The sequence below is a fragment of the Blautia sp. HCN-20427 genome (assembly GCF_037890365.1).
Taxonomy (GTDB): Bacteria; Bacillota; Clostridia; order Lachnospirales; family Lachnospiraceae; genus Blautia.
The window spans coordinates 73533-100108 of sequence record NZ_JBBKBX010000003.1 but is presented as its reverse complement, the minus strand read 5'-3'; the positions used below and the strand labels follow the sequence as shown (position 1 = coordinate 100108).

The 26576-nt window shown below is 47.4% G+C and carries 30 protein-coding genes and 1 pseudogene; all 31 read right to left on the bottom strand.

The genetic code is table 11. The annotated features are described in order from the left end of the window. Positions 1–486: 486 nt before the first annotated feature. Positions 487–1428 (bottom strand): annotated as a pseudogene (locus WKT17_RS16295) (DUF5107 domain-containing protein); the annotation flags it as partial. A gap of 160 nt (positions 1429–1588) precedes the next feature. Continuing rightward, positions 1589–2821, bottom strand: a complete 1233-nt coding sequence (locus WKT17_RS02550; protein ID WP_291683185.1) for a GNAT family N-acetyltransferase — start codon at positions 2819–2821, stop codon at positions 1589–1591. 15 nt (positions 2822–2836) lie between these two features. After that, positions 2837–3271, bottom strand: coding sequence for a cupin domain-containing protein (locus WKT17_RS02545; RefSeq protein ID WP_173748259.1), 435 nt, complete (start codon positions 3269–3271; stop codon positions 2837–2839). 44 nt (positions 3272–3315) lie between these two features. Next, positions 3316–4542, bottom strand: a complete 1227-nt coding sequence (locus WKT17_RS02540) for an ethanolamine utilization protein EutH (protein WP_291683186.1) — start codon at positions 4540–4542, stop codon at positions 3316–3318. A gap of 57 nt (positions 4543–4599) precedes the next feature. Continuing rightward, positions 4600–5139, bottom strand: coding sequence for a BMC domain-containing protein (locus WKT17_RS02535; protein ID WP_173748255.1), 540 nt, complete (start codon positions 5137–5139; stop codon positions 4600–4602). A 3-nt stretch (positions 5140–5142) separates the two neighbouring features. Then, positions 5143–6492, bottom strand: a complete 1350-nt coding sequence (locus tag WKT17_RS02530; RefSeq protein WP_173748253.1) for a 4Fe-4S dicluster domain-containing protein — start codon at positions 6490–6492, stop codon at positions 5143–5145. A gap of 18 nt (positions 6493–6510) precedes the next feature. Beyond that, positions 6511–6792 (bottom strand): EutN/CcmL family microcompartment protein, encoded by a 282-nt coding sequence (locus WKT17_RS02525; RefSeq protein ID WP_173748251.1) that lies wholly within the window; start codon positions 6790–6792, stop codon positions 6511–6513. Next, positions 6789–7544, bottom strand: coding sequence for a hypothetical protein (locus WKT17_RS02520; RefSeq protein WP_173748249.1), 756 nt, complete (start codon positions 7542–7544; stop codon positions 6789–6791). Before WKT17_RS02520 ends, WKT17_RS02525 begins: the two co-directional genes overlap by 4 nt. 35 nt (positions 7545–7579) lie before the next feature. After that, the gene (gene eutJ, locus WKT17_RS02515; RefSeq protein WP_173748247.1) at positions 7580–8395 is read right to left on the bottom strand and encodes an ethanolamine utilization protein EutJ; all 816 of its coding nucleotides are present in this window, start codon (positions 8393–8395) and stop codon (positions 7580–7582) included. A 15-nt stretch (positions 8396–8410) separates the two neighbouring features. Then, on the bottom strand, positions 8411–9028 hold the full coding sequence (pduL, locus tag WKT17_RS02510) for a phosphate propanoyltransferase (RefSeq protein WP_291683187.1): 618 nt from the start codon (positions 9026–9028) through the stop codon (positions 8411–8413). 2 nt (positions 9029–9030) lie between these two features. Continuing rightward, positions 9031–9846: an ATP-binding protein gene (locus WKT17_RS02505; protein WP_173748243.1), complete on the bottom strand. Its 816-nt coding sequence runs from the start codon at positions 9844–9846 to the stop codon at positions 9031–9033. 61 nt (positions 9847–9907) lie between these two features. Next, entirely contained in the window at positions 9908–10192 is a 285-nt protein-coding gene (gene eutM, locus WKT17_RS02500; protein WP_173748241.1) for an ethanolamine utilization microcompartment protein EutM, read from the bottom strand. Between the two features lie 30 nt (positions 10193–10222). Beyond that, positions 10223–10507 carry an ethanolamine utilization microcompartment protein EutM gene (gene eutM, locus WKT17_RS02495; RefSeq protein WP_173748239.1) on the bottom strand — a complete coding sequence of 95 codons (285 nt, stop codon included), beginning with the start codon at positions 10505–10507 and terminating at the stop codon, positions 10223–10225. A gap of 30 nt (positions 10508–10537) precedes the next feature. Beyond that, positions 10538–12013 carry an acetaldehyde dehydrogenase (acetylating) gene (locus tag WKT17_RS02490; RefSeq protein WP_173748237.1) on the bottom strand — a complete coding sequence of 492 codons (1476 nt, stop codon included), beginning with the start codon at positions 12011–12013 and terminating at the stop codon, positions 10538–10540. Positions 12014–12016: 3 nt separating this feature from the next. Beyond that, positions 12017–12598, bottom strand: coding sequence for a BMC domain-containing protein (locus WKT17_RS16290; protein WP_291683188.1), 582 nt, complete (start codon positions 12596–12598; stop codon positions 12017–12019). 53 nt (positions 12599–12651) lie between these two features. Further along, positions 12652–13302 (bottom strand): ethanolamine utilization microcompartment protein EutL, encoded by a 651-nt coding sequence (eutL, locus tag WKT17_RS02480; RefSeq protein ID WP_173748233.1) that lies wholly within the window; start codon positions 13300–13302, stop codon positions 12652–12654. 50 nt (positions 13303–13352) lie between these two features. Then, entirely contained in the window at positions 13353–14249 is an 897-nt protein-coding gene (eutC, locus tag WKT17_RS02475) for an ethanolamine ammonia-lyase subunit EutC (RefSeq protein ID WP_330489604.1), read from the bottom strand. Between the two features lie 13 nt (positions 14250–14262). Further along, complete coding sequence (locus tag WKT17_RS02470; protein ID WP_173748230.1) at positions 14263–15630, bottom strand: ethanolamine ammonia-lyase subunit EutB; 1368 nt, start codon at positions 15628–15630, stop codon at positions 14263–14265. Positions 15631–15690: 60 nt separating this feature from the next. Continuing rightward, the gene (gene eutA / locus WKT17_RS02465) at positions 15691–17118 is read right to left on the bottom strand and encodes an ethanolamine ammonia-lyase reactivating factor EutA (protein ID WP_291683189.1); all 1428 of its coding nucleotides are present in this window, start codon (positions 17116–17118) and stop codon (positions 15691–15693) included. Positions 17119–17140: 22 nt separating this feature from the next. Next, positions 17141–18553 (bottom strand): sensor histidine kinase, encoded by a 1413-nt coding sequence (locus WKT17_RS02460; protein WP_173748226.1) that lies wholly within the window; start codon positions 18551–18553, stop codon positions 17141–17143. A 1-nt stretch (position 18554) separates the two neighbouring features. Continuing rightward, positions 18555–19124, bottom strand: a complete 570-nt coding sequence (locus tag WKT17_RS02455; protein WP_173748224.1) for an ANTAR domain-containing response regulator — start codon at positions 19122–19124, stop codon at positions 18555–18557. Positions 19125–19148: 24 nt separating this feature from the next. Then, the gene (locus tag WKT17_RS02450) at positions 19149–19604 is read right to left on the bottom strand and encodes a EutP/PduV family microcompartment system protein (RefSeq protein ID WP_173748222.1); all 456 of its coding nucleotides are present in this window, start codon (positions 19602–19604) and stop codon (positions 19149–19151) included. 25 nt (positions 19605–19629) lie between these two features. Continuing rightward, positions 19630–19977 carry an ethanolamine utilization microcompartment protein EutS gene (eutS, locus tag WKT17_RS02445; RefSeq protein WP_173748220.1) on the bottom strand — a complete coding sequence of 116 codons (348 nt, stop codon included), beginning with the start codon at positions 19975–19977 and terminating at the stop codon, positions 19630–19632. 16 nt (positions 19978–19993) lie between these two features. Beyond that, positions 19994–21130: a 1-propanol dehydrogenase PduQ gene (locus WKT17_RS02440; RefSeq protein ID WP_226853499.1), complete on the bottom strand. Its 1137-nt coding sequence runs from the start codon at positions 21128–21130 to the stop codon at positions 19994–19996. 323 nt (positions 21131–21453) lie between these two features. Further along, complete coding sequence (locus WKT17_RS02435) at positions 21454–21810, bottom strand: SpoVA/SpoVAEb family sporulation membrane protein (protein WP_173748218.1); 357 nt, start codon at positions 21808–21810, stop codon at positions 21454–21456. 12 nt (positions 21811–21822) lie between these two features. Continuing rightward, on the bottom strand, positions 21823–22836 hold the full coding sequence (locus tag WKT17_RS02430; protein ID WP_294460625.1) for a stage V sporulation protein AD: 1014 nt from the start codon (positions 22834–22836) through the stop codon (positions 21823–21825). Continuing rightward, positions 22836–23312, bottom strand: a complete 477-nt coding sequence (locus WKT17_RS02425) for a SpoVA/SpoVAEb family sporulation membrane protein (RefSeq protein ID WP_173748214.1) — start codon at positions 23310–23312, stop codon at positions 22836–22838. Before WKT17_RS02425 ends, WKT17_RS02430 begins: the two co-directional genes overlap by 1 nt. Before the next feature lie 120 nt (positions 23313–23432). Then, positions 23433–23849, bottom strand: coding sequence for a stage V sporulation protein AB (locus WKT17_RS02420; RefSeq protein ID WP_173748212.1), 417 nt, complete (start codon positions 23847–23849; stop codon positions 23433–23435). Then, positions 23849–24463 carry a stage V sporulation protein AA gene (locus tag WKT17_RS02415; RefSeq protein ID WP_173748210.1) on the bottom strand — a complete coding sequence of 205 codons (615 nt, stop codon included), beginning with the start codon at positions 24461–24463 and terminating at the stop codon, positions 23849–23851. Before WKT17_RS02415 ends, WKT17_RS02420 begins: the two co-directional genes overlap by 1 nt. A gap of 70 nt (positions 24464–24533) precedes the next feature. After that, a complete protein-coding gene (locus WKT17_RS02410; RefSeq protein WP_291683191.1) occupies positions 24534–25019 on the bottom strand; it encodes a sigma-70 family RNA polymerase sigma factor in 486 nt (161 codons plus the stop codon). A gap of 133 nt (positions 25020–25152) precedes the next feature. Further along, the gene (locus tag WKT17_RS02405; protein WP_291683192.1) at positions 25153–26565 is read right to left on the bottom strand and encodes a recombinase family protein; all 1413 of its coding nucleotides are present in this window, start codon (positions 26563–26565) and stop codon (positions 25153–25155) included. Positions 26566–26576: the final 11 nt, after the last annotated feature.

Sequence of the window (26576 nt, the reverse complement as noted above, 5' to 3'; positions counted from 1 at the left end):
TTCTTTCTGATAATATCCGATTCCCGCGTGATAATAGGCATACCAGTTGTCCTTATTGGAAGATTCCAGTGTATTCACAAGGAACTGCAGATTTTCTCCGTCTATGAGAAACTCATCCGGCACATTTCCGGCAGCCGGTTTATGCAGGACTCCTGTCTCAAAAAAGTGTTTCCAGATGTTCAGAGAATCAGACACAGCTAAAAATTCCAGATGTTCTGACCATTTGCCTCTCTGGACCAATGCACCGTATCCGCTTCCGCAGTTCACCAGCTTTGCCTTCCGCTTTGCCATGGGCCTGGTTTCTTTCAGCTTTTCTTCCATGGACGCTGTTCTTTTTCCAACTTCTAAAACGGCTGTTAATTCTGCTTCTCTTTCTTTATGAGATTTCTCTTTTATGTGCTTTGGCAGTGTGACCGGGCCGTATTGTTCCAGCCATTCCCAGGCTGTGTGAGGCGCCATAGGCACACAGCCGTACTGTGTTTTCCCAAGTCCTGCCTGAATTTCCACATATCTTCCTGCCTTGTCTGTGAGAAATTCCTGCCAGTGGTCAGAAGCCTGCCCATTCCCCCAGGAAAACAGCTTTCTGCTCCTTAGTCTTTTGGTTGAGGTATGTAAAAGCCCGTATCCCTCTTTATTCAGGTTTGCAATATACTTTGGCTTTTCTTCATCAATAGCGAAAAAGTAATCTACAGATTTCGGAATTTTCTTGTAATCCGTCACATCAACGCCATTTACCATGGGAATATCCCCTTTGAATACTGCGCCGTCTGCATAAGTAAAGGCTTTTTCTGCCGGAACTACAATTCGGCCGTCTTCATATTCCGGAACTGCCATATTGCTCCACCAGTACATGGGAATGACTTCCTCACTCTCATTCACAATCCTCATTCTGCAGTTTAAAGCCCGGTCCTCCTCTTCCAGCCAGAAGTCCATCTGGTAAGGAACTTTTCTTATACGCTCATATTCATACATACGCAGCACCGGCGCCCCTGTCTGTGTTTCTGTGACTGCCGTATATAAAGGCGCTGTGGTATAAGGGGTGTGGCCTATAATGCCCATATTCCACTCTACACCACCGCTGAACCAGGCATTCCGCACAGCCAGATTGCTGAACTGAAGAACGTCATTGGTATAAAGCAGATTTGTACCCGTTGTCTTATCCCACAGTTCCCAGAGTCTTCCTCCGTATTCCGGCAGAAATACCGCTTTTAAATACTGATTTTCCAGTATTGCCGTGGAAATCTCTTTTTCTTTCAGCTTTCTGGTATAACTGTTGTACTGCCGGTAGGGATAGGCATTTTTTCTGCGCCCGTACCCCTCATAAATTTCATCCTCCTCATCCAGACGAAATTCCAGATGATTCTGTAAAATATGTTCCCCCAATAAATCCGGCACACAAGATTCCGGCCCCAAATCAGCCCCCTGCATCCTGATACATTGAAACCGTAATTCTGACATATTTTGTTCCCTCCCATAAAATCTCTTCCAAGTGTTGTTATCTCTCATCATATCTTGATTTAAAAGGTATTTCAAGCACAAAAGAAGAAGTGTATCCGGAACTTTTCCCCAGGACACACTTCTTGGAATTTTAAAAATAGGTATAGTTTTTCGGCTTCTCCTTCCATCCAATGGCTCTTTGAATATCTTCCTCATATTTCCTGTCGCTGCACTCCATTCTTCCTGTCCACAAAAAAGCCGAAAGAGGAATGGCGCCCATAACAAGGGAGGATAAATCCGCAATATTGGTTTTCAGCACCACATCAGCTTCCCGGTCACGGGTCAGAAGCACCTTGTCCTCCTGTATATGGAGAAGAATACTTCCGTTATTCTGTTCCATGAAGTCATCTTCCACCTGCAGTTTTAGCGTGAATTCTCTTTCTACAGGCTGCTGACCGTGATTCTGTTGAGCAAAATAGCCCTTCAAATCCAAAATTCGGAACATATACCCCATGTTCCTTCTTCCGATTTCCTGAATAGCTCCGTCAAAGGCCCGATTCTCCCCGCTATCCGGATTGGTAAACAGCATATGGAAAGATTCTTCATAAGTATAAATCCGCACCCGTTCTATCTGGTCTGTCTGGGAGGCAAAGAACGTCAGAAACTGCTTCATAGTCTCCATGTCCTCGCAGATAAGCTCCCGCACAACCAAGTCATGATACATATCTGTATAGTGTTCTACCTCTGCAAATTCAAAGGTGAGATATCCTGTGATTCTGCCCTCTCTTCTGCACACCACCACATAGGGCATATCAAAAATCCGATGCCTATCCATAAAGGGATGCAGGGTCGCCCCGTGGGTTTTCCCGGCATATTTCCTGTAAAACTCCAGAATTTCCTCTTCCTCCTCAGGCTTTGCGTAGGACAAGCCGGATTTGTCACCGTAGGAACGGATATACTGGGGACGGGGAGAATACATCATGGTTTCATTGCAGTAACCAAAGCCCATTTTGTAATAAAAGGCAGGGTTAAAAGGGTGCAGCGCACCCACGGTTCTGCCCGTCTTTGCGAAAAATCCCAGCCCTACGCGGACGAGATTTTTGGCGATGTGCTCTTTCTTGTGGAGAAAGCCGGTGGACAGATAAGCCGTTCCGCCCATCTGCATCCGCTTTCCCCGTACATTCACTTCAAAATCCATGAGAAGAGAAGAACCCATCAGATTTCCACTGTCATCAAAGCAGCCCAGATAACGCCCTTCCTCCGGGCTTTTCAATTCTCCCGCCATATTGTGAAGCAGAGCCTCCGGCGTTTTAGAGGGAAATCCCGTCACCACATTTCTCGCAAGCTGCGCTTCTTCTTCAGGCCGTACAAAGCGAATATCCATGCTTCTCTCTCCTTTTTACTGCCAGTCTGCCGGATATACGAAATACGCATATCGGGTCTTGGAAGGAGTCTGGAAGTGGATATGGGAATTTTTCGGAATATAAATAATGTCTCCCGGATTTCCCGTTACCACGCGTCCGTCAATCTCAATTTCCAATACCCCGTCAATGACCAGGTCATACTCATCATACGTCAGCGTCCATTCAAAGCTGGTGTGGTCCAGTTCCATAATGCCGCATCCCATTCTGGGTGCTTCTTCCAGGGTCACCACATCTTTCAGCGCCACGCCTTCCTGTTGAAAAGGCTCACATTTTACAGTGTTTGTCTGAATTTTCAGGATTCCGCTGGGGTCTTTTTCCTTTACAAAATCTTCTTTGGGAGTTTCGGCTTTGGCAGATTCCGCCAGTACCCGCTTTACTACTTCACGAATCAGTTCTTCACTTACGTTCATTTCTGTCACCTCTCCTTTCGGAATGCTCTTTTTGTCTTATCTTCCTATTTGTCTGTCTGTGTGCTCTGTACCTTGGACAGCAGCTTCGGCGAAAGAAGATTAGCAAGAATCAGCGCTGTAATACCAGCCACCAGTTTTCCTACGATAACCGGGAAAATCATTTCGGAATTGACACCTGCGGTAAATCCAAGGTGATCGCCGAATACAAAGGCTGCACTGACTGCAAATGCAACGTTTAACAGTTTTCCTTTTGGGTTCATCTTATCCATAATATTAAACATGGCAATGTTGTTGGCCAGTGTTGCTACCAGACCTGCAGAACCGTTTTCGTCCATACCGAATTTCTTGCCCAGGGCATTTAAAGCCTTGCCGAACGTACGGGTAATCCAGAGTACCATAGGGAAGGCACCGATTAACACAATAGCAATCTGCCCACATGTCAAAAGTCCGGATTCCAGAGGGATGACACCGTCTGCGTTTGGCTCTACCATGATATTGAACAACGGAAATTTAATTTTTGTCTGGTACTCAAAAACAGCGATGGCTGTCAAAGCTGTAATAACGATGGTAACGCCTGTACCGAATTTGTTAAATCCGCTGATCATTTTTGCCGGTGCAAACCACAGCCCCAGAACAATGAGACCTGCGATGATAATAACCGGAATCAGGTTTACTAAAATAGTCAGAATGTTAATCTTGTACTGGGTCATGTTCATAACCAGACCGCCGACGATACAGCCGATAGGAATGGTAATCATACCGGCGAGAATACCTGCGCCCAGATATGGTCTGTCTTCTTTTTTAATAATGGAAAGGGCTACCGGAATGGTAAATACCAGAGTAGGTCCCATCATGGTTCCCAGAATCAAGCCTGAGAAGTTACCCAGTGCTTCCGTTCCTGCCAATTCCATAGCCAGGGGGTATCCACCCATATCACAGGCCAGAAGTGTGGTGGCAAACATAGATGCATCTGCGCCCAACAGTTCGTAAATGGGCACGATAATCGGTTTTAATAAAATAGCCAGTACCGGTGCTGCGGCAACAACACCTGCCATAGCCATAGCCAGCGGCCCCATAGCGTTAAATCCTTCTTCAAACTGCTCTCCGTATCCGTGTTTGTTGCCCCGGATTTTATCCACGGCGCCCACAATCATAAAAATCATCATGACTAAAATGATAACTGAGTTTACAGATAAACCGGAAACCCAGTCTTTCATACTTTGTGTAAAAACCTCGACATTGGTAATATTGTCAATTAATTCCTGAAACATACTTACCTCCTCCTGCTGCCCGTCTGACGCTGCAGCCTTTTTCTCTTTTCAATGTGGTTACAGCAAGGACTGGAAAACCTGTGGAGAAGGCCGCGGAATAACGGTACTTTCCACATACAAATCTTTATCCTGTTTTGCTGCTGCCACGGCAGCCCGTACTGCACCTACATCTCCGGTCAGAGTTACAAAACCCTTTCCTCCAATGGCATAGCCGATACGCACTTCTATTAACGTGATGTTCGCCGCCTTGGCCGCTTCATCAGCCGCCAGAATGGCAGAAGCCACGGAATAAAATTCCAACACGCCCACAGCCCCCGGACTTTCCACGGCTACGGTTCCGGTAAGCGCCGGAATCAGCTGTTCGTGTACATTGGAAATCCGCAGGGAATCCACCACATAAGCGCCGCCTTTTGCCAGTCCTTCCTCCATTGCGGCCTTCACATCTCCTGTGTCACCGCCTACAATGATAATATATTTTCCCGGACAAACTGTGGAAGAGCGTATCAAATCTACCTGCGCGGCTTTTACCATAAAGTCGCTGGTTTCAATTCCCCTTGCAATGCTGGACAGTTCCACCATACCGATTGCTTTGCCCATGCTTTATACCTCCTCTCCACAGATTCTGATGTATGTATCTGTCACTTCTTTTACAACCCCTGCCAGTCCTGTATGAATATTTACCGAAAGACCTTCCGCCGCCTGGGCCACCAGATCGTTTTTTTCCACATACTCACCCTCGTGTACCACAGCCTGAGCGGGTTTGCCGATATGCTGAGACAGTAAAATCCGGCACTCTTTCACTTCCAGTTCTTTTTCTGCAGGAAGTTCATGTGTGACATACGGGGTCAGTTCCAGTCTGGCGATGAGCCGCTCTGTGGGAATCTTGCGATTCTGTATGGCTTCTCTGGCCTCCGGATGCATGTTTTTCTGCGGATTGATGCCTTTTTCTCTCAGCAGTCCTTTTGCGTATTCATTCATTTTCCTCGGGGAAAGTCCCATGGGGCAGGCAAACATTTCACAGACGCCGCAGCTGCAGCAGTTCACTGCACTGCCAAACGCTTTTTCATACTCTGCCGCATCGGTGAGCATGCTCTCTTTCCACAGATTTCTCATGACTACGTTCGGTCTTACTTCATGCCCCAGCATAAAACGGGGACACATATCCGTACACATTTTGCACTGGATACACGCTGCCGCAGCCTGGCGAATCATACGCTCTCTTGGCAGTTCGCTTCTCTTTACCAGATAGTGGTCTTTGGGCAGTACCAGAAGATTTCCTGTAGTCTTTGTCACCGCAGCTCTGCGGATTTCTTCCTCTTCTCTCAGCATTTTCCCCATCATGGGACCGCCCACAAGGACTGCGTACTCCCGTTCTGCAAGTTCTGCGTCACCGAGTATCTGTGTAATGGGGGTTCCCAGGGGCACATGATACATACCTGTGTGCTTCACTGCGCCGGTAACGGAAAGGTACTTTTCCGAAACAGGTTTTCCCTCCAGTGCGTCTGCAATGGAAAGCACGGTTCCCACATTATCTACCACACAGCCCACATCCAGAGGCAGCCCTCTTTCGGGAACACTTCTTCCTGTGACTTCCTGTACAATGACCTGCTCATCTCCTGCGGGATAAAAAGTTCTCATACCGCAAATCTCCACTCTGGCGTTCTGACGTTCAATTTCCGCCTGCAGAGCAGCGATTTCTCTCTTATATTTTGCCTTTGTGGCAATGACACAGTGCTCTGCTTCCAGATGTTCTGCAATCCGCACTGCCGTCCTGATAATTCTTTCGGGAAATGTCCTGCAGAGATACTTGTCTGTTTCAATCAATGGCTCACATTCTGCCGCATTGATGATAAAATACTCTGCTTTCGCATTCAGCTTCACATAGGTGGGGAAACCGGCGCCGCCGGCTCCCACGATTCCCGCTTCTTTGATGGTTTCTACGAAACTCATTGCCTCACCGCTTTCCGCTTAAATCCTGTCTTCCTCTATTTCCTGGTCGTCTACAATGCCCACCACAGTGGCGTCCACGGGAATATCCCTTCCCCCTGCCGCATTCCGGGCAGAACTTCCGCCTACATAAATCACTTTTTCTCCCACTCCGGCGCCGATAATGTCCGCCGCTACAATGGGATACTCGATGGGTTTATCGTCCAGCAGATTTACCGGCTGAATGACCAGAAGCTTCAGCCCTGCCAGTTTTTCCTCTTTTCTGGTTGCCCAGATGGTTCCGATAACTTTTCCTGTTTTCATAGGCGCTGTTCTCTCTTTCCTGAGGAGATGTCTCTGCGTTCTATGAGAATTTTATGTTTTGCTGCATATTCCTTAGCCAAATCGGACAAAATGGATTTCTCTCTGATTATCACCCGTTTTATCCGCTGATTTCCCAGAGAAATCATATCCTTTTCTGTAATGATTTTCTTGTCCAGTACAGCTTCCGGCAGTTCTTCTGCACAATCCCCGTCCGTGTCTGCAGCTGCCTCTGCATGGCTGCAGGCCGGCTCTTCCGGACACCCCTCCGGGGCTTCTGTGTCCGCGCCGTGCAGAATCAAATCCGGTATCTGCTCATGGGCAGCAATCATCAGGCCGCTGTCCTTTAACATCTGCAGATTGGCTTCCAGCCGTCCGTAAAAAGCCTTGGGCGCAGTATCCCGGTATTCGTAAAGCTCAATGCCTTCTTCTGCGGCATAGATTTTCTTTCCCTCTAAAAGCGCCTGTCCCAGAAGTCTGGTGAAACCATTGTCAAAAATGCCATGGGAAATTTTTCCCAGCGCTTCGTTTGACAGGGTATAGAGCACCACGGCCTCACAGTCCTTCACACTGCACTGATAATCGGCAAGCAGAGCGCATTCCATGCGGTAATATCTGCCAAGTTCTGTGTTCTCCAGCGTTTCATGGCAAATAGTTCCGTGTTCTTCGGTGAGTACCAGAATGGAAGGCAGTTGTATGGCCTGCAGTTTTTCCTGCACTCTTTTACAGATTTCGTTTAACAACTCTGTGTCCACGCGATTCTCCTCCTTTCTGCTTTTTTCTGCCTGTCTTATGCAGGCTGACAGTTCATGGCAATTCCGGCCGGAGTTACCAGGAACGGATTTTCCGGCTTAACTGTTTTGATTCCTGTCTCTTTTTCAATGATTTTTTCAATACCCGTCAGACAGCAGGTGCCGCCGCACAGGTAAATGGTATCAATATCTTTCCCTTTTACATAACGGTTGATGATGGTGGCAATTTTTTCTACCACGGCTTTCAGCACGGGAAGAATTTCCTTGTGTCTGCTGTAATCCTGTTTGATTTCCTCTGCCTCGGCAAAGGGAACGTGATAATTGCCCGCAAGCACCAGAGAAAGGTGAGTGCCGCCTGTAGGCTCATCTTCTACCTGTACCACTTCTCCGCCTTTTAAAATGGCAAGCCCGGTGGTCCCGCCGCCGATGTCCACAATAACGCCGTCCTGAATCTCATACACGGCGTTGGCGGAACTGGGTTCGTCCAACACGGCTGAGACTTCAAAGCCCGCCCCTTCTGCCACATAGCTGTGGGTTTTTGCGCTGCTCTCCGTGCCGGCCGGCATGGCAATGGCACAGTTTATCAGCTCTCTGCCCAGTCTTTCCTCCAGCTTTGCCTTTAAGCGGCGGACAATGTCCAGGGCGCCGGAATAATCCACAACCACCCCGTCCCGCAGCACGCTGGCTGCCTGCTTCTCACATGCCACCGGATTGTTTTCTTCATCTAATACCACAAGAACAATGTAGGCAGTCCCCAGGTCTAATCCCACTTTCAGTTTTCCTTTGGCAGGAAAGGTCTTCGTCTCTGATTCCGCCACACGTCTCATAAATTCTTCCACATGCCTGATATCCATCTGCAACTGCTCTCCTTACCGTTTCCGTATAATCTTACCCAGGGTAAATCCCCGGACTGACGCTGCATTTGCCTCGTCGAAATCAATGTGCATTCTGAAGTTAAATGCATCGCTGACGCGGACAATGACATCATCAAAGGTTACCGGACGCTCGCTTAATATTTTTACGCTGACATGCTCTTTATCGGAAATCTGCAGCATTTTTGCCACCTCTGTGGGAACATGAATGTGGTTGTGCGCCACAATGGTTCCCTCGGAAATAGCAATACTGCCGGCAGGTCCTTCGATAATCATAGGGGCAGAGCCCTTCACATCTCCGGATTCCCGAAGCGGCGCCTGTACCCCAAGGGCTACGCAGTCGCTGACAGAAAGTTCCACCTGAGTGGCTTTCCGCACAGGGCCAAGCACTGCCACGCGTTCCTTTTTCCCTTTCGGGCCTGTCAGTGTCACCCGCTCTTCGCTTAAAAACTGTCCCTTCTGGGAAAGGGGGCGCTTCTCATGCAGCACCTGCCCTTTTCCAAAAAGTTTTTCCACATCTTCTTCTGTGAGATGTACATGGCGGGCGGAAACCTCTACCTCTACCAGTCCGGCCTTTGTCATGGTGTCCAGCACTTTGTCTATCAACTGTTCCATGCTTACTCCTTATAGCCCTCTGCCAGATACTTGCACATGATGATGTGCATGGCACTGGACATTCGGTTCAATTCTTGAATAATATCTTCTCTATTGTAGCTTCTTCCCTCATGAAAAGCGGTTGCTGCTGCCACTTCTGCTTCACGGACGGCTGCCCTTAGCTGATTCAGAAGTGCATAAGCCTTGCCCAGTGTATAATCCGGAAGCACCATCTGCTTTACATTGTAAAACTTCATAGGGTTATGAGAATGTTCCCTCAGTTCCGCATGGCTCAGTCCAATGATGCATTCCCTGCGGAAAGGTTCGTCCATGACATCACACCGCATCATTTCTCTCAGGCTCACCAGAATGTCCTGCAAATCATCAAGCAGTTTCTGGGATTCTCCCATTTCCTGAAGAATGGTCTGATTCAGGACAAAAAGTGTTTCCAGACTGTCCAGTTTGCCGCGGAAGAAAATCCGCTTATGGTCTTTTGGTACCAGTGTGTTGCCATACAGATGGGTCATATGCTCGGGTTTCTCATAATAATAAGCGCCGGTTTCATAATCCACAAATTTCGGCTTTGCCTCCTTTTCCACCTGTACCTCCGGCATAGGCAGAACTTTTGTGGCCTGCATCTCTGGTTTTTCTTCCCGCTCTTCTGTCTGCTGACTTTTCTTTGCGGTTTTGATCCCTTTCCCGTCCTCAATGCGGATTTTACACTGCTGTAAGTATTCTCTTGCAGCCGGAGAGAGGATTTTTCCCTCCGGCACAGTATAAGTTTCTGGGGTAGATGCCCGAAGTTCACTGCGTAATATAGCCTCTGTTATCACTTTCATATCAGGTAATCCACCTCCTCTCGCTGCTGTTTACAAAGCCAGCAGCCTGTGCTGGCCGCTTTTATTTTGCAAGAGAGGGCAGAATGGATTCCACTTCTTCGTGGGGCCTTGGGATTACATGAATGGAAATCAGTTCGCCTACGCGTTCCGCTGCAGCCGCACCTGCGTCTGTTGCCGCTTTTACCGCGCCTACGTCACCTCTTACCATAACGGTTACAAGGCCTCCGCCTACATGTTCTTTTCCAATCAAAGTCACATTTGCTGCCTTTACCATGGCGTCTGCTGCTTCTATGGACGCTACCAGTCCTTTTGTTTCAATCATTCCAAGTGCCTGTTGTGCTGCCATATTCGTATCCTCCTTTTGTTCTGTTTCTGATTATCTGTTTACAGATGGCAGAATTGCCTCTACTTCTTCATGTGGTCTTGGGATTACATGGATGGAAACCAGCTCGCCTACGCGCTCCGCTGCGGCTGCTCCTGCGTCTGTAGCTGCTTTTACTGCGCCTACGTCACCTCTTACCATAACGGTTACAAGACCTCCTCCTACGTGCTCTTTTCCAATCAGAGTCACGTTTGCTGCCTTTACCATGGCATCGGCTGCTTCTATGGACGCTACCAATCCCTTTGTTTCAATCATTCCAAGTGCCTGTTGTGCTGCCATATTCATATCCTCCTTTTGCTTTTCTCATGTTTAAGAATTCTGAAGACGCCTGATAATTTCGCTTACCACTGCGTCAATATCAATATCATCGTATTTCTGCGGTTTGCAGATACCTTCGGAACAGTCCGGAAGCTTGTTTCGGATGTCTTCCAGTTCGGAAAGCCCCTCTGCCACATAGCGCAGGTTCATCAAATGCTTCGGTCCCACATTTTCAGAAGTTGCACTTCCTCCTACAGCGCCGCAGCCAAGGGTCAGAGACGGCTGCAGCCCTGTGGTTCCTCCGATACCGCCAAGCGCGCTGGGGGTATTGACAATAATTCTGGAAGCCGGAATTCTCTGTGCGAAATAAGTTACCATGCTCTCATCTTTCGTGTGCATGGAGAAGGTATGTCCTGCGCCTTCGTAGTGAAGGATTTCCGTACAGAGTTCACAGATTTCCACATAGGACGGCGCTGTGTAAAAAGCCAGAATCGGCGCCAGTTTTTCGTTGGAATACGGGTGTCCTCTTCCGATGCCGGTTTCCTCTGCCACCAGCACTCTGGTATCTTTTGGTATTTCAATTCCTGCCAAATCTGCAATGACCTGTGCAGATTTTCCCACTATCATGGGATTCATGGTTCCGTTGGCTCTTAAAATAAAGCTTCCCAGCTTTTTCATCTGGTCCGGCATCAGGAAATAAGCGCCCTGTCGTTCCATCTCGGCCTGTACTTCCCTGCGCATCCCTTCCTCGCATACCACGGACTGCTCGGAAGCACAGATAGTGCCGTTATCAAACGTTTTGGAATCCAGAATCCGTTTCACAGCCAGTTTCACATCTGCTGTCTTCTCAATATAGGCCGGGCCGTTTCCCGGTCCCACGCCGATAGCGGGAGTTCCCGATGAATATGCGGCTCTTACCATAGCCGAACCGCCCGTAGCCAGTATCATAGAGACGTCCGGGTGGCGCATAAGATTGTCTGTCGCCTGTATGGTCGGAATGGTAATACAGGATACCAGATTTTCATTTCCACCTGCCTCTGCAATGGCCTGACGGATAACCTTTACGGTTTCCAGAATACTGTTTCTTGCGTTGGGGTGGGGAGAAAATACAATGGCATTTCCCGCTTTAATGGCAATCTCTGATTTATACAATGCGGTGGAGGTAGGGTTTGTAGAAGGAATCAGTCCTGCAATCACCCCTACCGGAACTGCGATGGTACGAATTTTATGTTCTTCGTCCCGGCTCAGTTCCCCTATGGTTTTCATATCTTTGATGTGCTGGTATACGCCGTCGCTGGCGAATACGTTTTTGATTACTTTGTCAGCCTCTACGCCGAATCCGGTTTCTTCATGTGCCAGTTTTGCAAGACGCTGTGCATTTCTTACGCCTGCCTGTGCCACAGATTTCACGATTCTGTCCACCTCTGCCTGGCTTTTTGCTGCCAGTTCCTGCTGTGCAGACTTGGCTTTTTCTACCAGTTCGCGTACTTCCTGTACTGACAAAAGGTCTTTGTCATATAACTGCATAATCTACCTCTTTTCTCCGGTAAATTTCAGGATAGCCTCAATCAGTTCCTGCTTCTTGGCAAAGCGGATTTCCTGCGGGGTCAGACCAGTGAGTTTCAGTTTCCGTGCCAGAGTTCTCAGTTTGGCTACGGTCATCTTCCCCATTTCCTCTCTGGTATAAACCAGCTCTGCCTCAACCGGATTTTCTGTCCTGCTCTCTTCGGACTTCTGTACGGGCTGCTCTTTCTGTTCTTCGGCGGGTGTGTTCTCCGGCTCTTCTGCTGATACTTCTGCCGGGGATTCTTCCGGTACCATGTCAGCTTTCTTCCGGTGTTCAGGGTGTGCAGTGAGCATGCTCTTTACGTCCTTATCAGGCCGCGGAATCACATGCACGCTTACCACTTCTCCCACTCTTTCGGCTGCAGCCGCTGCGGCATCTGCCGCAGCTTTCACTGCACCTACGTCTCCTTCGATAAGCACAGTCACCAGACCGCCTCTTACCCGAACCACATCTACCAAAAATACATTGGCAGCCTTTAATGCACTGTCCAAAGCCTCTACTGCCGTAAGGTAGCCGTATGTCTCAATCATTCCCAGTGCATTCATGCTTTACCTCCGCCAGGGATGCCGCCTGTTCTTTTCTGCGGCTTTCTCCCTGTTTATTCTTTAGGATTCTCAGCCACAAATTCTACCGCCGCTGCAAAAGCGTCACAGGCAGCCTTGCACGCAGACTGGCTTCCTGTAAGCAGTGCGCCGCCGAAGTTCGTTTCTGATGGCGGTGCGTACAGTACGCACATTTTTACATCTGCTGCTTTTAAAGCGGCATCTACGCCGTACATCGCTTCCAGAGGCGGGGCGATAAGATAAGCCAGGGCCTCTCCTTCCTGAATGCCTGCGCCTTCGGAAAGGTAAGAACCGGTTCTGGAAATGCACTGTGCATAGTAAATAATGGAATCATCTTCGTTTGCGGAAATGAAATATGCCTGATTTTCAATCATGTCCACGCAGGCTTCCAGTCCGCTCCTGACTTCTGCAGGGTTGGGACCTGCCAGAATTCCGATGATCTCTCCTGCCAGTTTGGTATTTGCATTTGCAGCGCCTGCATAGAAACTCTTTGCATAAACCACTTTTACATCTGCTTTTTTCGTTGCTTCATCAAGAGCTGTATAGGTAACATCATCACTGTCCGCCGTAATCAGGGCCAGAGATTTCATTCCCGGCTCCAGATTCAGTTCTTTCGCCATATCCGGGCTCACATTGGGGATAATTTTGGATGCAAGGACTGTAGCTCTTACTGGGTCTCGTTTCATGGATTTTCCTCCTCTTACTCTCTGAATTTATTTTCACTTGCCATAAAGTCTTACAGTTTCAAATCCGTTCCGCTGGCTTTGTTATCCAGAATCTTTTTAATGATATCTGCAATATGGGCGCCAGCCTCAGCCGGTATGGTACCTGCTTTGTGAATGTTGGAAACAACAGTTCTTCTGGCCTCCGGCATTCCCACAGTCGCTTTGTATGCAATGTATGCAGACATGGATTCTGCGGTAATCAGACCGGGACGTTCTCCGATTAATACACAGGTCACGTCAGCGCCTGTAATTTCAGAAACCTGGTCCATAGCGCCTACACGGCCGTATTTTACAAAGAAAGGAACTCCTGTGTCGATTCCGTAACTCTTCAAGCCCTGTTCAATGGCAGGAAGCACATCGCCTACATTGGCTGCAACGGCTGCAGAGCTCAATCCGTCCGATACGAAAATCTGTACCGTTGGGTGCATTTTGCATTTTTCTTTCACGGTTTTTACTGCTTCATCGCTCAGTTTTCTTCCCAAATCCGGACGAGTCAGATATACATCTTTGTTCTCACACTGTGTCTTTACGGAAAACAGTCCCATGCTGTCAATAAAACCCTGGTCCACATCAGAGAATACGGCGTCCTGTGCTGCGGAATGTGCGGCCCGGAACTGCAGTACCGGGTCTGTTTTATATCTTGCCCCCGCCTTGCCGATTCCCAGACGGCAGGGCGCATACTGTTTCAAATCGTAATAAGCTTCTTTATTTACCGGGTTCTCTACCAGATACTGTTTGCGGATATCCACTTCTGTCACATCAGGAATGCAGCCCTCTTCGATTTTCGGCTCTTTACAGCAGGACGCACAGCCTGTAACCGCGGTTTCTTTTTCTTCTTTATTGGAATCCAGATTCATTTCCTGCAGAACCTGTGCAATGATTGTTCTTAAATCGTTTTCGTTTACCAAGATATGCTACCTCCTATTTCAAAAATACTGATGCATCTCCTGCCAGCGGTGTCAGTTTGCCGTCTTTGGAGAATCCCATCTTTTCCAGCCACATATCGAATTCGCGGATTGGGCGAAGTCCGAATACTTCTCTTAAACTGGCCGCTTCGTGATAACCGGTACACTGGTACATCAGCATACAGTCATCGCCTTCCGGAACCCCCATAATGTAGTTGCAGCCTGCCGCCACCAGAAGCGTTGCCAGGTTTTCAATATCGTTCTGGTCCGTCTTCATATGGTTGGTATAGCATGCGTCGCAGCCCATAGGAATACCGGTCAGTTTACCCATAAAATGGTCTTCCAGACCTGCGCGGGTAACCTGTTTGGAGTCGTAGAGATATTCCGGTCCGATGAAGCCAACCACCGTATTCACCAGGAACGGATTGTATTTCTTTGCAAATCCATAGCATCTTGCTTCCATGGTTACCTGGTCCCAGCCGTTATGAGCTTCGGAAGAAAGTTCCGAACCCTGTCCTGTCTCGAAATACATAACGTTGGGGCCTGTGCTGGTGGCTTCTCTCATCATCAGATCATGGGCCTCGTCCAGCATAGCTGCGGTCAGACCAAAGGCTTCATTTCCCTTCTGAGAACCTGCGATAGACTGGAACATCAAATCAATGGGCGCATGCATTTTACGAATAGCCTCCATCTGGGTGGTCACATGGGCCAGTACACAAATCTGGGTAGGAACTTCCCATTTATTTTTAAATTCATCAAAACTCTTTAAAATTCTCGCTACACTTTCCACAGAATCGTCTACGGGATTCAGACCGATAACCGCATCCCCGCAGCCAAGGCTTAAACCTTCCATGACAGAGGCCATAATACCTTTCGGGTCATCTGTGGTATGGTTTGGCTGCAGACGGGAAGAGAAGGTTCCCGGAAGTCCGATGGTGGTGTTGCAGTGTGCGGAAATCCGGATTTTCTTTGCCGCATAAATCAAATCCAGGTTGCTCATCAGTTTGCAGACAGCTGCTACCATTTCACTGGTAAGACCTCTGGAAGCACGCTTAATCATATCGCCTGTGGTTTCTGTATCCAGAAGCCATTCTCTGAACTCTGCCACGGTTTTATTTTTATGTTCTCTGTAAATCGCCTCGTTTACACCGTCCTGAATGATTCTGGTCACTTCATCCTCTTCATAAGGCACGGCAGGATTGTTCCGCAAATCCTCCAGGGTAATGTGGGAAAGCACTACCTTTGCTGCTACACGCTCTTCTGCTGATTCTGCTGCAATACCTGCCAGCTTGTCACCGGATTTCTCTTCATTGGCTTTTGCCATAACTTCCCGAAGAGATTTAAATTCATATACCTTTCCAAATAATTTAGTTTTAAGAATCAACTCATTTCACCTCTACTTTTCTATGGTTCCCTGCTGCTTTGGCTTCTGCCCTTTCCAGCTTCAGGAATTAAAAATCAGCGTCTTTGTCACCACCGGCACCACATGTCCGTCTGCGACAGGCTCGCCGATGTCAATATAGTCACCGCTTTGTGCATGGATTCCGTCAATACAAATCACATCTTTTTTTCTCTCCATCAGGACGTTGAGTGCGTTCCCCAGAACCTTGGCAATGTCGTTTTCAATGACCAGAATCAGAGGATACGGTCCTTTTATCACCCGCTCGGCCCCTTCCATCACCAGGGCTGCCAGTTCCTGAATCTGCCGGAAACTGGTATGATACTTTCCCGAAAAAGCAATGGCCAGCTGTTCCGGTTCTCCTTCTGATTCATACAAAGCCAATCCCTTCTTCACTGCTTCTGCAAAGAGCACCGGATTTTCTTCGTCCTCCTCGGAAATCTTCAGCACCGGAATGTTTTTTATCGGCAGTTTTTCTCTGGCATAATGAATGGTACTGCCGCTGACGTCCGTGGTATGGGTTCCCGCCCCTACTACCGTGGCCCGTATGGTTTCCGCAGCAGGATAAATTTTGATTTTCTCAAAGGCACTGCAGTTTTTCACTGCCCTTGCCAGGAGGATTCCCACGTCTCCATAACGGAACACCTCCTCTTCTTCATGAAGCATACAATCTGCCACACCGCCGGAAAAGGTTACGGCCTGAATCACCGGCTGGCGGGGCAGAGGCTTTCCGTTATTGGTGTATAGCCCTGCATGAAATCCGTCGGGTTCTTCTATGTACAGAGCCATGGCAAGCTGCTGGGCCATGTATTCGCAAACCCGGTACAGCGTTTTTTCACAGGCACGGTCGCCCACCTGAATCTGAATACCATGGCTTTCTGCCAGCTTCTGAATACTGGGGAAAATATAAGAAATCTTTCCGTTTTCCACCTTGATAAGCCGTCCGCCAATATCCAGACAAGCCGTGCCCTTTGGTATGCCTTTATAAAAAAACGCAATGTTGCTGGTACCGCCGCCAATGTCAATGTTGGCTACAACCTCCCGCTTCTCTTCAGAAAGCCGGTCGCTCCCCGCGCCTTTGGCAGAAAGTACGGATTCCAAATCCGGGCCTGCTGTTGCCACTACAAAATCTCCCGCCATATCGCTGAGGGTTTCCAGTACACGGTTGGCATTCTGCTTTCTGGCCGTTTCTCCTGTGATAATCACAGCACCGGTCTGCAAATCCTCCGGCTTTCTGCCTGCCTTTTCATACTCTTTCCGGATAATCTCCTTTACCTTTGCCGCATCAATCTCCGTCTGGGATTTCAGCGGAGTAAAATAAATACCGCTTCGGTAAAAGACCTCTTTGTTTACAATGCTGATTCTGGGTACTGTATAATTGCTTGCCAGGTTTTCTATGGTCAGCCTGCTGAATATCAACTGGGTGGTAGAAGTCCCAATGTCAATTCCCACACTTAGTATTGTTTCCTGCAAAGACTATCCCTCCCTTTTGCATTCACTTGGAAATACTGATAAAGTCTGCTGTCTCGTTGATAAAATCAAAGCTTACCTCGGTTCCCTTTTCGTCAGAGCGGATTTTCAGGCTTCCGTGCAGCTTGTCCTGCACCATGGTACGGACTATGTTCAGTCCCAGACTGCCTGTCCGCACGTTTTCGGGCTCGAAACCAACGCCGTCATCTGTTACGGTAAGTCTGGAGTACACTTTTCCCTTTTCTATACGAACAGATACATTCCCTTGTTTCCTGTCGCGAAAAGCATATTTCATGCAATTCTGAAGCAGTTCGTTGACAGACAGCGCCACGGAAGTCGCTATCTCAGAATCCACTGTCATGTCTTCTCCCGTAATTTCCAGATTCAGTTTTAAATCTGACTTCAAAAAAGGCTGTACCGCATTGCGCCTGACATTTTCCAGGACTTCCATAAGACTGACACAGGCTTCTCCACTCTGGGAAAGAAGCTGATGTGTGGCTGAAATGGATAAAATCCGACTGATACTTTCGTTTAACACCCGCCGGGTTTCCTCATGCTCTTCTCTTCTGGCCTGAAGCCTTAAAAGGGAAGCTATGGTCTGAAGATTGTTCTTTACCCGGTGGTGCAGTTCCTTCACTGCAACGGATTTCAACACCAGATTCTTCTCCTGCTCACGATTCCAGGTAATATCCCGGATAATCACCGCAAACGGAATCTCCTTTTTCATCAGGGGAATCTGCCTTACCCGCAGATAATAGTTTCCGCAGTGAACCTCCTTCAGTCGTTCCATGCTGTCTTTGGTGCCGCTCCACTCTGTCAGGCAGATATTTTTGTACTTCTGCCCCAGGATGTCGCTGACATAACCCAGATTCTGAAAAAGTTCCCTTGCGTACAGGTTGCGAAAAGACACCCGTCCCTTGTAGTCCACCAGCAGAAGCGCTTCATCTATGCTCTCTGTGAGCCATTCATTCTCGTTAATCATATGGTTCAGCGGTGTCTCAATGGCTTCATAACTCTTTCCTTCCTCCTGGTTCTCCTCATCCTCTGCAATGCGTTTTTCTCTGATGAGTACCCCGATAACCCGGGAATTGTACTTGATGGGTTCCACGGACTGAATGGTGTAGTTATTTTCCTGTGTCCTTGCTTTCATGTACTTTGTGGCAACTCCCAGACGAAAAGTCCGGGCCACAGCCGGTTCGTTTTCCTCTTTTGCAAGCATGCCCACCACGCTGCTGCGGTAAGCAGAGGGAACTTCCTCCGGCTTTGCTTCTGCCACCACAATGGCGTCCTTATCCTTGCAGGGGCAGTCCACAAAAATATCTGCTGCCTCCAGATTAGCCAGAGGCTGAAGGGTTTGAGCCATCATTTCAATTACCTGAATCTCCTCCTCTGAAAGGTCTGTGTATTCCCTGCAAAGCTGCTGTATCAACTTCTGCATCCTATTTTCCTCTGCGTATCAAAATAATCTCTGCAACTTTTTTCATGGAAATATTCTTTTCCCGGCTGATGTTGCGTATGTAGTCATAAGCCTGCTGTTCAGAAAGTCCATTTTTACTCATAATGACTCCTTTTGCCTGCTCCACCAGGGTTCGGCTTTCCAGCCGCCTGGTTACGCTCTGACACTCCTTTTCCAGCCGCTTCATGGTTCTATTCCTCTCTACCGCAATCTCAAGCCCCGGCAAAAAAGTTCTCTCATCTACCGGCTTTACAAAATAAGCGCTGACATTGGCCTCCTTTGCTTCCTGGACAAATTCCCGGTCACAGTAGGCCGTGAGAAGCACTACGGCTTCTGCCAGTTTCTCCTCTGCAATAATCTTAGAGGCGGTCAGCCCGTCTAAAAGAGGCATCTTCACGTCCATGATAACCAAATCCGGCTGTTCCTTTCTGCACATTTCCACCACATCAAAGCCGTCTGCTGCCTCGCCTGCCACTGTATATCCTTCCTTTTCCAGAATTTCCTTTAAATCCATTCTGATAATCGGCTCATCGTCTGCAATGATTACTCGCATGTCTCCTGTCCTTCCTTGTACCCTTTATTCCCCGCTGTCCGGGGATAAAAACTCCAGTAATTCTTCAAATCCGGTTCCTGCATAGCTACTGGTAACAAAAATCTTTCCTGCTCCTGCATTTCTCAAATATTTCTTTGCATCTTCTATCTGCTTTTCCCCTGCCAGGTCACTTTTTGTCACAACTCCGATACAGGGTTTCGCAAAGGTGCTGGAATATCCGGGAGGAAACATGGTGCCTTCCTCATCCGCCTGCTGAACCAGAATAATCAAATCCGCATCTGTGGCCGTAACGGTAAGAGCGCCTCTTAAATAAGTTCGTTCCAGATATTCGCCGGGTGTATCAATCATAGTTCCATTGACCACCTGAATGGTCTGGGTTTTATGGTATTTCAAATCCTCATTGTTTATGTACTGGCACAGGGTTGTCTTCCCGGCCATGGACCGTCCGATGAGAATCACCCTTTTTTGTTTCCTATCCATCTTTCTCTCCTGCCTTTTCCTGCTGTCAGGACCTTGTAATCGGTGCAGGCGCAAATCCCATGGCATCACAGAGCACACTCATGACATCGTGCAGTGCGGCTTCCACTCCTGCTACGTCTCCGGTAATAATCAGGGATCCGTTAAAACGGTCTACAAAACCGATTTTTACGTCTGCGGCCTTGCTTGCCACATCTGCTGCGATGATGGCGGCTTCACTGGGGGTAATGGTAAAAATCCCAATGGCGCCTTCTGCATCAATCAGTCCCATTTTCCCATACAGCGCTTCTACAGGGTGGGGAATCACATGGGCCAGCGTCACCTGCTTGCCCGGAACAAATTCCTGTATAATTCTCTCTTTTTTTTCTTCATACATGACTGTCTGCCTCCCCTTAAATCAGCCGTCCCGTATAGGCTCTTAAAAATACGCCCCGAATATCTTCCTTTGAGCATGCTCTTGGATTCGTCTTTGTGCAGGCGTCCTGATAAGCGGCTTCCACCATCTCATCCAGCACTGCGTCAAAGTCCTCCCTGGAAACCCCCGCTGCTTCAATACTGTCAGGAATATGCAGTTGTTTCATATACTGCTTTGTGGTACGAACAACGCTGAAAGCACTCTGGCGGATACTCGGTCCGTCCAGCCTCAGCACTCTGGCAATTCTGGCATAACGCGCCGCCACTGGCGTCAGCTGCTCGTGGCAGCCTGCGTTAAATGCCATCACATAGGGAAGTAAAATACCGTTTGCCCGTCCATGGGGAATATGGAAATGCGCGCCCAGGGTATGGGCCATTCCATGATTCAGTCCCAGTCCCGCGTTGCTGAATGCAAGTCCCGCCAGGCAGGATGCGTGGTGCATCTCCTGTCTTGCCTGCAAATCGTCAGGATTTTTGTAGACCTTCATCAAATTGCTTCTGACCAGCTTCATCGCTTTCTCAGCCGCAGCGTCGGTAAAATCATTGGCCCCTGTGGATACAAAGGCTTCCACGGCGTGTGTCAGTACGTCAATTCCTGTGTCTGCCGTAACGGCCGGCGGAACAGAACGTACCAGTTCAGCGTCCAGAATCGCTGCGTCAGGAAGCAGTTCATCGGATACCAGCGGATATTTCGCCGACTGCTCCGGGTCGCTGATAACCGAGAACCGGCTGACCTCAGAACCGGTGCCGCTTGTGGTAGGAATGGCAACGAAGATTCTCTTCTTGTCCAGACCGCCCTGTACGGACAGCCAGTTCATGGCTTTCGCCGCGTCAATGGGCGAACCGCCTCCCAGTGCAAATAAAACCTGGGGCTGAAATTCCAGCATTTTTCCAATGCCTTTGGTAACCGTAGCAATGTCCGGGTCAGGCTTTACTTCAGAAAATATCTGATATGCAATCTTCCTTGCTTCCAGCGGTTCTGTCAGATAACTGACTTTCCCGCTTTCATGCATAAACCTGTCCGTTACAATAAACGCCCGGCTGACACCCTGCAGAATTTCGTCCAGCCCGTCTTTCCCCATGAAAATCCGGGTCTTTAAAACAAACTCTCCCAATGTAATCCTCCTTTCTGAAACGAAAAAAGTGCCTGGTTTTCCCTTCGCATCCAATCAATACGAAAAACCAAGACACTCCAACGCTCTTAGATTAATCCATTCGCACCTGCTGCGTCGCAGATACTCCTAAATTGCTGTTATTGTAGCACACGAAAGTGCTTCTGTCAACTTTGTTTAGTTTTTTCCTCTTTTTTTCGTTTTAATATACATTTCCACCATATCTTTTTATCCATTTCAGAAAACTAGTTAGCTAACTTACTTTTTTCTCCGTATTTTCATTTTCTCTTCGTACAATTTTACTTTTTACGCTTCCCGTCTTTACCTTAATTCTTCATCTTCGGACGGAAGAGAATGCTTGCGACGTATCCGAAAATCAAAGCTGCAGAAATTCCCACTGCACTGGCGGTAAATCCTCCCATGAAAAGTCCCAGAAAACCGTGTTCCAGCACAGCCTTCTTCACCCCTTTAAATAAAGTATTGCCAAAACCCAGCAAAGGAACACTGGCTCCGGCTCCTGCAAAAGAAATCAGCTTGTCGTACAACCCCACACTCCCAAGCACTGCTCCGGCACATACCAGAAGCACCATAATTCTTCCCGGCAGCAGCTTTGTCTTTTCCAGAAGAATCTGTACCAGAGCGCAAATCAGCCCGCCTACCCAGAATGCATTTACATAATCCATCTTCTCTTCTCCTCAACAATGTTCTATCACAACAGCCTGGGCAATGCCCGGCACGCTTTTTCCCTCGTTGTAGCTGACCTTGGAGAGCAACGCTCCCGTAGGAACAAAAAGCACCCGCTTCCATTCCCCCTTTTCCACCTTGGGCAGAATATAGCCGGCCAGAGTAACGGCTGCACAGCCGCAGCCGCTGCCCCCGGCATGGGTATCCTGGGTATCCGCGTCGAAAATTTCTATGCCGCAGTCCATATGCTGTTTCTCAATATCAAATCCTTTTTCTTTCAGCAAGTCAAACAGAATTCTCTGCCCCACCTGTCCCAAATCCCCGGTGATAATCCGGTCGTAATCTTCTGGAAGCCGGTTAAAATCCATGAGATTCTGATAAATGGAATCACAGGCTGCAGGCGCCATACAGGCTCCCATATTCATGGAATCCTTCAGACCAAAGTCCACAATTTTTCCTGTGGTGATTCCCGTAATCCTTGCCTTTCCGCCCTTTGTTCCCAAAATGCAGGCCCCACTTCCCGTCACCGTCCAGGTAGCAGAAAGAGGTCTTTGGCTTCCGTATCCCAGGGGAAAACGGAATTCCTTCTCTGCACTGGCAAAATGACTGGACGTGACTGCTGCCACATATTCTCCATATCCTCCTGCCACAGCCATGGACGCCAGAGAAAGTCCCTCTCCCATAGTTGAGCATGCTCCATACAGACCGTATACCGGAGTATGAAATCCCATAATACCGAAAGAGGAGGCAATGGTCTGCGCCAGTAAATCTCCAGCAAAAATCATCCGCAGCTGCCACTTCTCAATCCCCGCCTTTTCAATCGCCATGGAAACCGCTTCTTTTTGAAGAAAGCTTTCTGCCTCCTCCCAGGATTTGCGGCCAAAAAGTCCGTCCGCTTCTCCTATCCGGTCAAAACACTTCCCCAGAGGACCGTCCCCCTCTTTTTTTCCTACAATAGAGGCTGCGCTTAAAATATGCACGGCCCGTTCAAACTGTATGCTTTGTTTCCCTATCATCTGTTCCATTACACAATCCCCCACATATGCAGAAAGTAATAAATCAGTCCCAGAAAGAATGAGGTTAAAATCCCATAGAGAATCACCGGGCCGGCTATGGTAAAAATTTTACAGCCGATGCCAAAAACCTGTCCTTCCTTCTGGTATTCAATAGCCGGAGCTGCTACGGAATTTGCAAATCCGGTAATGGGCACTAAAGTTCCGGCTCCACCCCATTTTGCCAGCTTGGGATATATGCCGAATCCGGTAAGCAGGACACTGGCCAGTACCAAAAGCAGCGAAGTCCATGCACCGCTTATTTCCTGGTTCATCCCCATGTTTTTGCAGATATTTAAAATCACCTGTCCTGCCACACAAATCAGTCCACCCATGATAAAGGCTCCTGCCATATTCAGAAGCAGGCTGTGGGTAGGTGTTTTTTTCTTTACGTATGCTTCGTATTCCTTGGCTTTTCTCTTTTGCTCTTCACTTTGTGGTGTTGGCATGAGAGGATACCTCCTTTTTGTATTTTGAGAGAGGAACTGTGTCCTTAGAAAACGAACGCTTTCCCACTCTGAGTTAGTGTGTGCGGGTTTTCGATTTTTATTCCAGTTTGTTTTCCCTGGTTATTTCCAGAGAAAAAACTGCAGAAGACTTCCCAAAATCTTTCCCAGGGCTATGGACAGGATAATGAGAGCCGTTCCTTTTTTCAGACCCAGGCGGCGGGACATAATGGCAAAGACATTGACCACTTCGCCCAGCGCAATAATCCAGCTTCCCAAAAAAATGCCAAAGCACAGCGCCATAATTCCCAGAAAAATCTTACCAAAAGGCAGCGAAAACTCATAGACGGATACCAGATTTCCCAAAAAACTGCCCAGCATAAGGCAGGTTTCGTACAAAAGGATGTGATTGGCTGTATGGGTGATTCCTGCAAAACGGGGGATGATACCCAGCTCAATAATAAAAGCGGCGAGCGCGGTAGCTACCACAGCGCCGCCGCAGAAAGCCGCTGCTGCCGCCACAGCTTCACCGGGCCACATCACAGTTTTCCTCCTCTGTTTTTTACCGCTATGAGGGTACGGTTTACATCATCTTCGTATACCCGCATCTGCACCTCCATGGGGGTTGGATCCTGGGTCAGCTTTCTGTGTCCGAAGTGGTTGAAAAAGAACACTACCCCAATACCGATACCCACGGAATAGCAGAATTCCAAAATGGTATGACCCGTGGAAATTTCCCCGGTAAACTGACGGTAAAGCTGAAAAAACAAACCAGACATATTTACATCTGTATTAAAGGTCATAATGGAAAAAGCGCCTCCAAAGAAGGTCAATACACATACCAGAACTGTTTTCAGCCAGCTTATCCACTTTCTGGGTTGATTTTCCCCCTCATAAGTTACAATAAAATCCGCTTCTCCAATATGAGTCACGTCTACGTTTGGTTCCGCTTTTGCCACTGCGCAGACCAGGTCTGCCGCGGAAATCACATACCGCCCCGGCTTTTCATCGGGAATGGAAAACACTTTGCGGATTTTGTTGCGGTTTAACACTTTAGAATCCCCGCAGGCCAGCTTGGCCACATCCTGCAGATACACCTCCGGCTGATAGACTTCTACATTTTTCTCTGTCTGTATATATAAAATTTCACTCATCTGACAGCCTCCTTGCTTTTGCTTTGGAGATTAGTATGGCTGATTTTCCGTAAAATATGCCTTTTTGTGCCTAGAGATTTGCCCGCAGTCTGTTTAAAATTTTTTTCTCCATGCGGGAAACCTGTACCTGAGACATTCCCATCTGCTGCGCAATGCTGCTCTGGGTTCTGTCCTGAAAGAAGCGCAGGTAAATCAATTCTCGCTCTTTGCGGTCCAAAGTTCCGAGGGCCTGTTCTAAAAACATACGGTTCACCACCATTTCCTGCTGGTTTTCCTCCAAAGGCAGCTTGTCCTCCAGCGAAATTTCATTTCCATCGCTTTGGTAAATGGTTTTCTGCAGAGATTCCACCTGTCCCTGAGAATCCATGGCCAGTACCAGCTCCTCTCTGGTGATTCCAAGTTCCCGGGCAATTTCTTCCATCCGGGGCTCTTTCCCCTCCTTGAGGAAAAGTTCTTCCCGGACCGTGTAGGCTTTAGCCGCAGTTTCCTTTAAAGACCGGCTGACTTTTACCATGCCGTCATCTCTTAAAAACCGCTTGATTTCTCCGGTTATCATAGGGATAATGTATTATAGTGGAAATTTTGAAATTTCCTTTATCCAATAGGGTAATTATCTTGAATAAGATATATGAAATTTTACACGCAAGAAGATGTATCCCCTTGCGATGTATTAACTATAGAAATGTAATTTACTGTCGTGTCAAAAGATCATTATACTCAATTTCAACATAATCATTCGATATTTTGATCTTCTTGATATATTCACGTACAGTCTTTTGTCTTTCATTGAAAGACATGAACTCCCAGCTGTCAGCAACACTTTTGAATGCTTTCGCTCTTGCTGCCATATCTTTAGCTCTTGTGTTCTTTAAGGTGTACTGTTCAATCTGTGTATTCAGATTTTCCAGTTCCTTGTTAATCTCACCAATCGTCTCCAACAGGACATTGTTATTGGTATCAGATGCATATAAATTATACAAAGATTTCAGCTTTCCTTCAAGAACTGTTTTTCTCTGGTTCATAGCTTCAAATCCCTTTTGATTTTGCTGTTCTGATTTTCCCTCAATTATTTCATACTCTTTTGATAATTTCAGCATATCATTAACAACAACTTCTTCAACTTCAGCTGCATCTAACTTTCCATTCTGACAATTAGGATTCTTAACCAGGTGCGGCTTGCTATGATCTAGTGAATAACAATAAATCATCACTCTTCCGCCACTCCATTTTTGATAACGCATCTTTGCCCCACATAATCCACAATATATTAAGCCTGTTAGTAAATACTGTGATTTATGAGAAGTTGCTCTTGTTCTTGTTTTTCGCAATTCCTGAACTTCATCGAATAATTTTTTATCAACTATCGGCTCGTGAAGACCATCAACGATTTCCTTATTATATTTGAGCTTTCCAATGTATGTCACTCTGGATAACATATCGGACACTTGCTTGTCTCCTTTTAAATCAAACATCTTTGCCAGTGCATACGTGGAATAGCCTTCCTTATATAATTCAAAAATCTTTCTGACTGTTTCTGCATCTTTATTTGGCACAAGAACGTCATCACCGTTATTATAGTCATAACCAAATGGTGGTTTCGTCCCTCTCCATTTTCCGGTTTTGATTCTCTCTGTAATTCCCATCTGTGTACGTTCACGAATGTTTTCACGTTCATACTGAGCAAATACAGATAAGATACCTACCATTGCTTTTCCATATGGTGTTGTTGTATCAAAGTTCTCATTTAAAGAAATAAATCCAACACCATTTGCTTCAAACACATCTTCCAGAAGATAAATCGTATCTTTCTGACTTCTGGACAAACGGTCAAGTTTAACAACTACAACAGATTCAACTTTACCTTCTTGAATTTCTTTAATAAGACGTTTCATCTCCGGTCGGTTCAGATTACTTCCCGAATAACCACCGTCAATGTACAGATCATAATTATCAATTTCCTGATAATTACAATACTTTTCAAGTTTCTCTGTCTGAGCACCTACTGAATATCCTTCTTCAAACTGAACATTTGTAGAAACTCTGATATATAATCCTGTTTTTTTATTATTTGAGGTATTCTTTCCGATTCTTATGTTTCTCACCTCTCTCTTTC

Bases quoted from the DNA above. Each gene is read 5' to 3' on its own strand.
- WKT17_RS02530 (WP_173748253.1), bottom strand. From the start codon at position 6,492: ATGAGTTTCGTAGAAACCATCAAAGAAGCGGGAATCGTGGGAGCCGGC.
- WKT17_RS02540 (WP_291683186.1), bottom strand. From the start codon at position 4,542: ATGTTTCAGGAATTAATTGACAATATTACCAATGTCGAGGTTTTTACA.
- WKT17_RS02505 (WP_173748243.1), bottom strand. From the start codon at position 9,846: ATGAAAGTGATAACAGAGGCTATATTACGCAGTGAACTTCGGGCATCT.
- WKT17_RS02430 (WP_294460625.1), bottom strand. From the start codon at position 22,836: ATGGAACAGATGATAGGGAAACAAAGCATACAGTTTGAACGGGCCGTG.
- WKT17_RS02490 (WP_173748237.1), bottom strand. From the start codon at position 12,013: ATGCAGTTATATGACAAAGACCTTTTGTCAGTACAGGAAGTACGCGAA.
- WKT17_RS02425 (WP_173748214.1), bottom strand. From the start codon at position 23,312: ATGCCAACACCACAAAGTGAAGAGCAAAAGAGAAAAGCCAAGGAATAC.
- WKT17_RS02550 (WP_291683185.1), bottom strand. From the start codon at position 2,821: ATGGATATTCGCTTTGTACGGCCTGAAGAAGAAGCGCAGCTTGCGAGA.
- WKT17_RS02525 (WP_173748251.1), bottom strand. From the start codon at position 6,792: ATGAAAACAGGAAAAGTTATCGGAACCATCTGGGCAACCAGAAAAGAG.
- eutS (WP_173748220.1), bottom strand. From the start codon at position 19,977: ATGTATGAAGAAAAAAAAGAGAGAATTATACAGGAATTTGTTCCGGGC.
- WKT17_RS02450 (WP_173748222.1), bottom strand. From the start codon at position 19,604: ATGGATAGGAAACAAAAAAGGGTGATTCTCATCGGACGGTCCATGGCC.
- WKT17_RS02410 (WP_291683191.1), bottom strand. From the start codon at position 25,019: ATGATAACCGGAGAAATCAAGCGGTTTTTAAGAGATGACGGCATGGTA.
- WKT17_RS02535 (WP_173748255.1), bottom strand. From the start codon at position 5,139: ATGGGCAAAGCAATCGGTATGGTGGAACTGTCCAGCATTGCAAGGGGA.
- WKT17_RS02455 (WP_173748224.1), bottom strand. From the start codon at position 19,124: ATGCGAGTAATCATTGCAGACGATGAGCCGATTATCAGAATGGATTTA.
- WKT17_RS16290 (WP_291683188.1), bottom strand. From the start codon at position 12,598: ATGAATGCACTGGGAATGATTGAGACATACGGCTACCTTACGGCAGTA.
- WKT17_RS02460 (WP_173748226.1), bottom strand. From the start codon at position 18,553: ATGCAGAAGTTGATACAGCAGCTTTGCAGGGAATACACAGACCTTTCA.
- eutM (WP_173748239.1), bottom strand. From the start codon at position 10,507: ATGGCAGCACAACAGGCACTTGGAATGATTGAAACAAAGGGATTGGTA.
- WKT17_RS02545 (WP_173748259.1), bottom strand. From the start codon at position 3,271: ATGAACGTAAGTGAAGAACTGATTCGTGAAGTAGTAAAGCGGGTACTG.
- WKT17_RS02420 (WP_173748212.1), bottom strand. From the start codon at position 23,849: ATGTGGCCCGGTGAAGCTGTGGCGGCAGCAGCGGCTTTCTGCGGCGGC.
- pduL (WP_291683187.1), bottom strand. From the start codon at position 9,028: ATGGAACAGTTGATAGACAAAGTGCTGGACACCATGACAAAGGCCGGA.
- eutL (WP_173748233.1), bottom strand. From the start codon at position 13,302: ATGAAACGAGACCCAGTAAGAGCTACAGTCCTTGCATCCAAAATTATC.
- WKT17_RS02435 (WP_173748218.1), bottom strand. From the start codon at position 21,810: ATGGATTATGTAAATGCATTCTGGGTAGGCGGGCTGATTTGCGCTCTG.
- WKT17_RS02415 (WP_173748210.1), bottom strand. From the start codon at position 24,463: ATGAGTGAAATTTTATATATACAGACAGAGAAAAATGTAGAAGTCTAT.
- eutJ (WP_173748247.1), bottom strand. From the start codon at position 8,395: ATGGATATCAGGCATGTGGAAGAATTTATGAGACGTGTGGCGGAATCA.
- eutM (WP_173748241.1), bottom strand. From the start codon at position 10,192: ATGGCAGCACAACAGGCACTTGGAATGATTGAAACAAAAGGACTGGTA.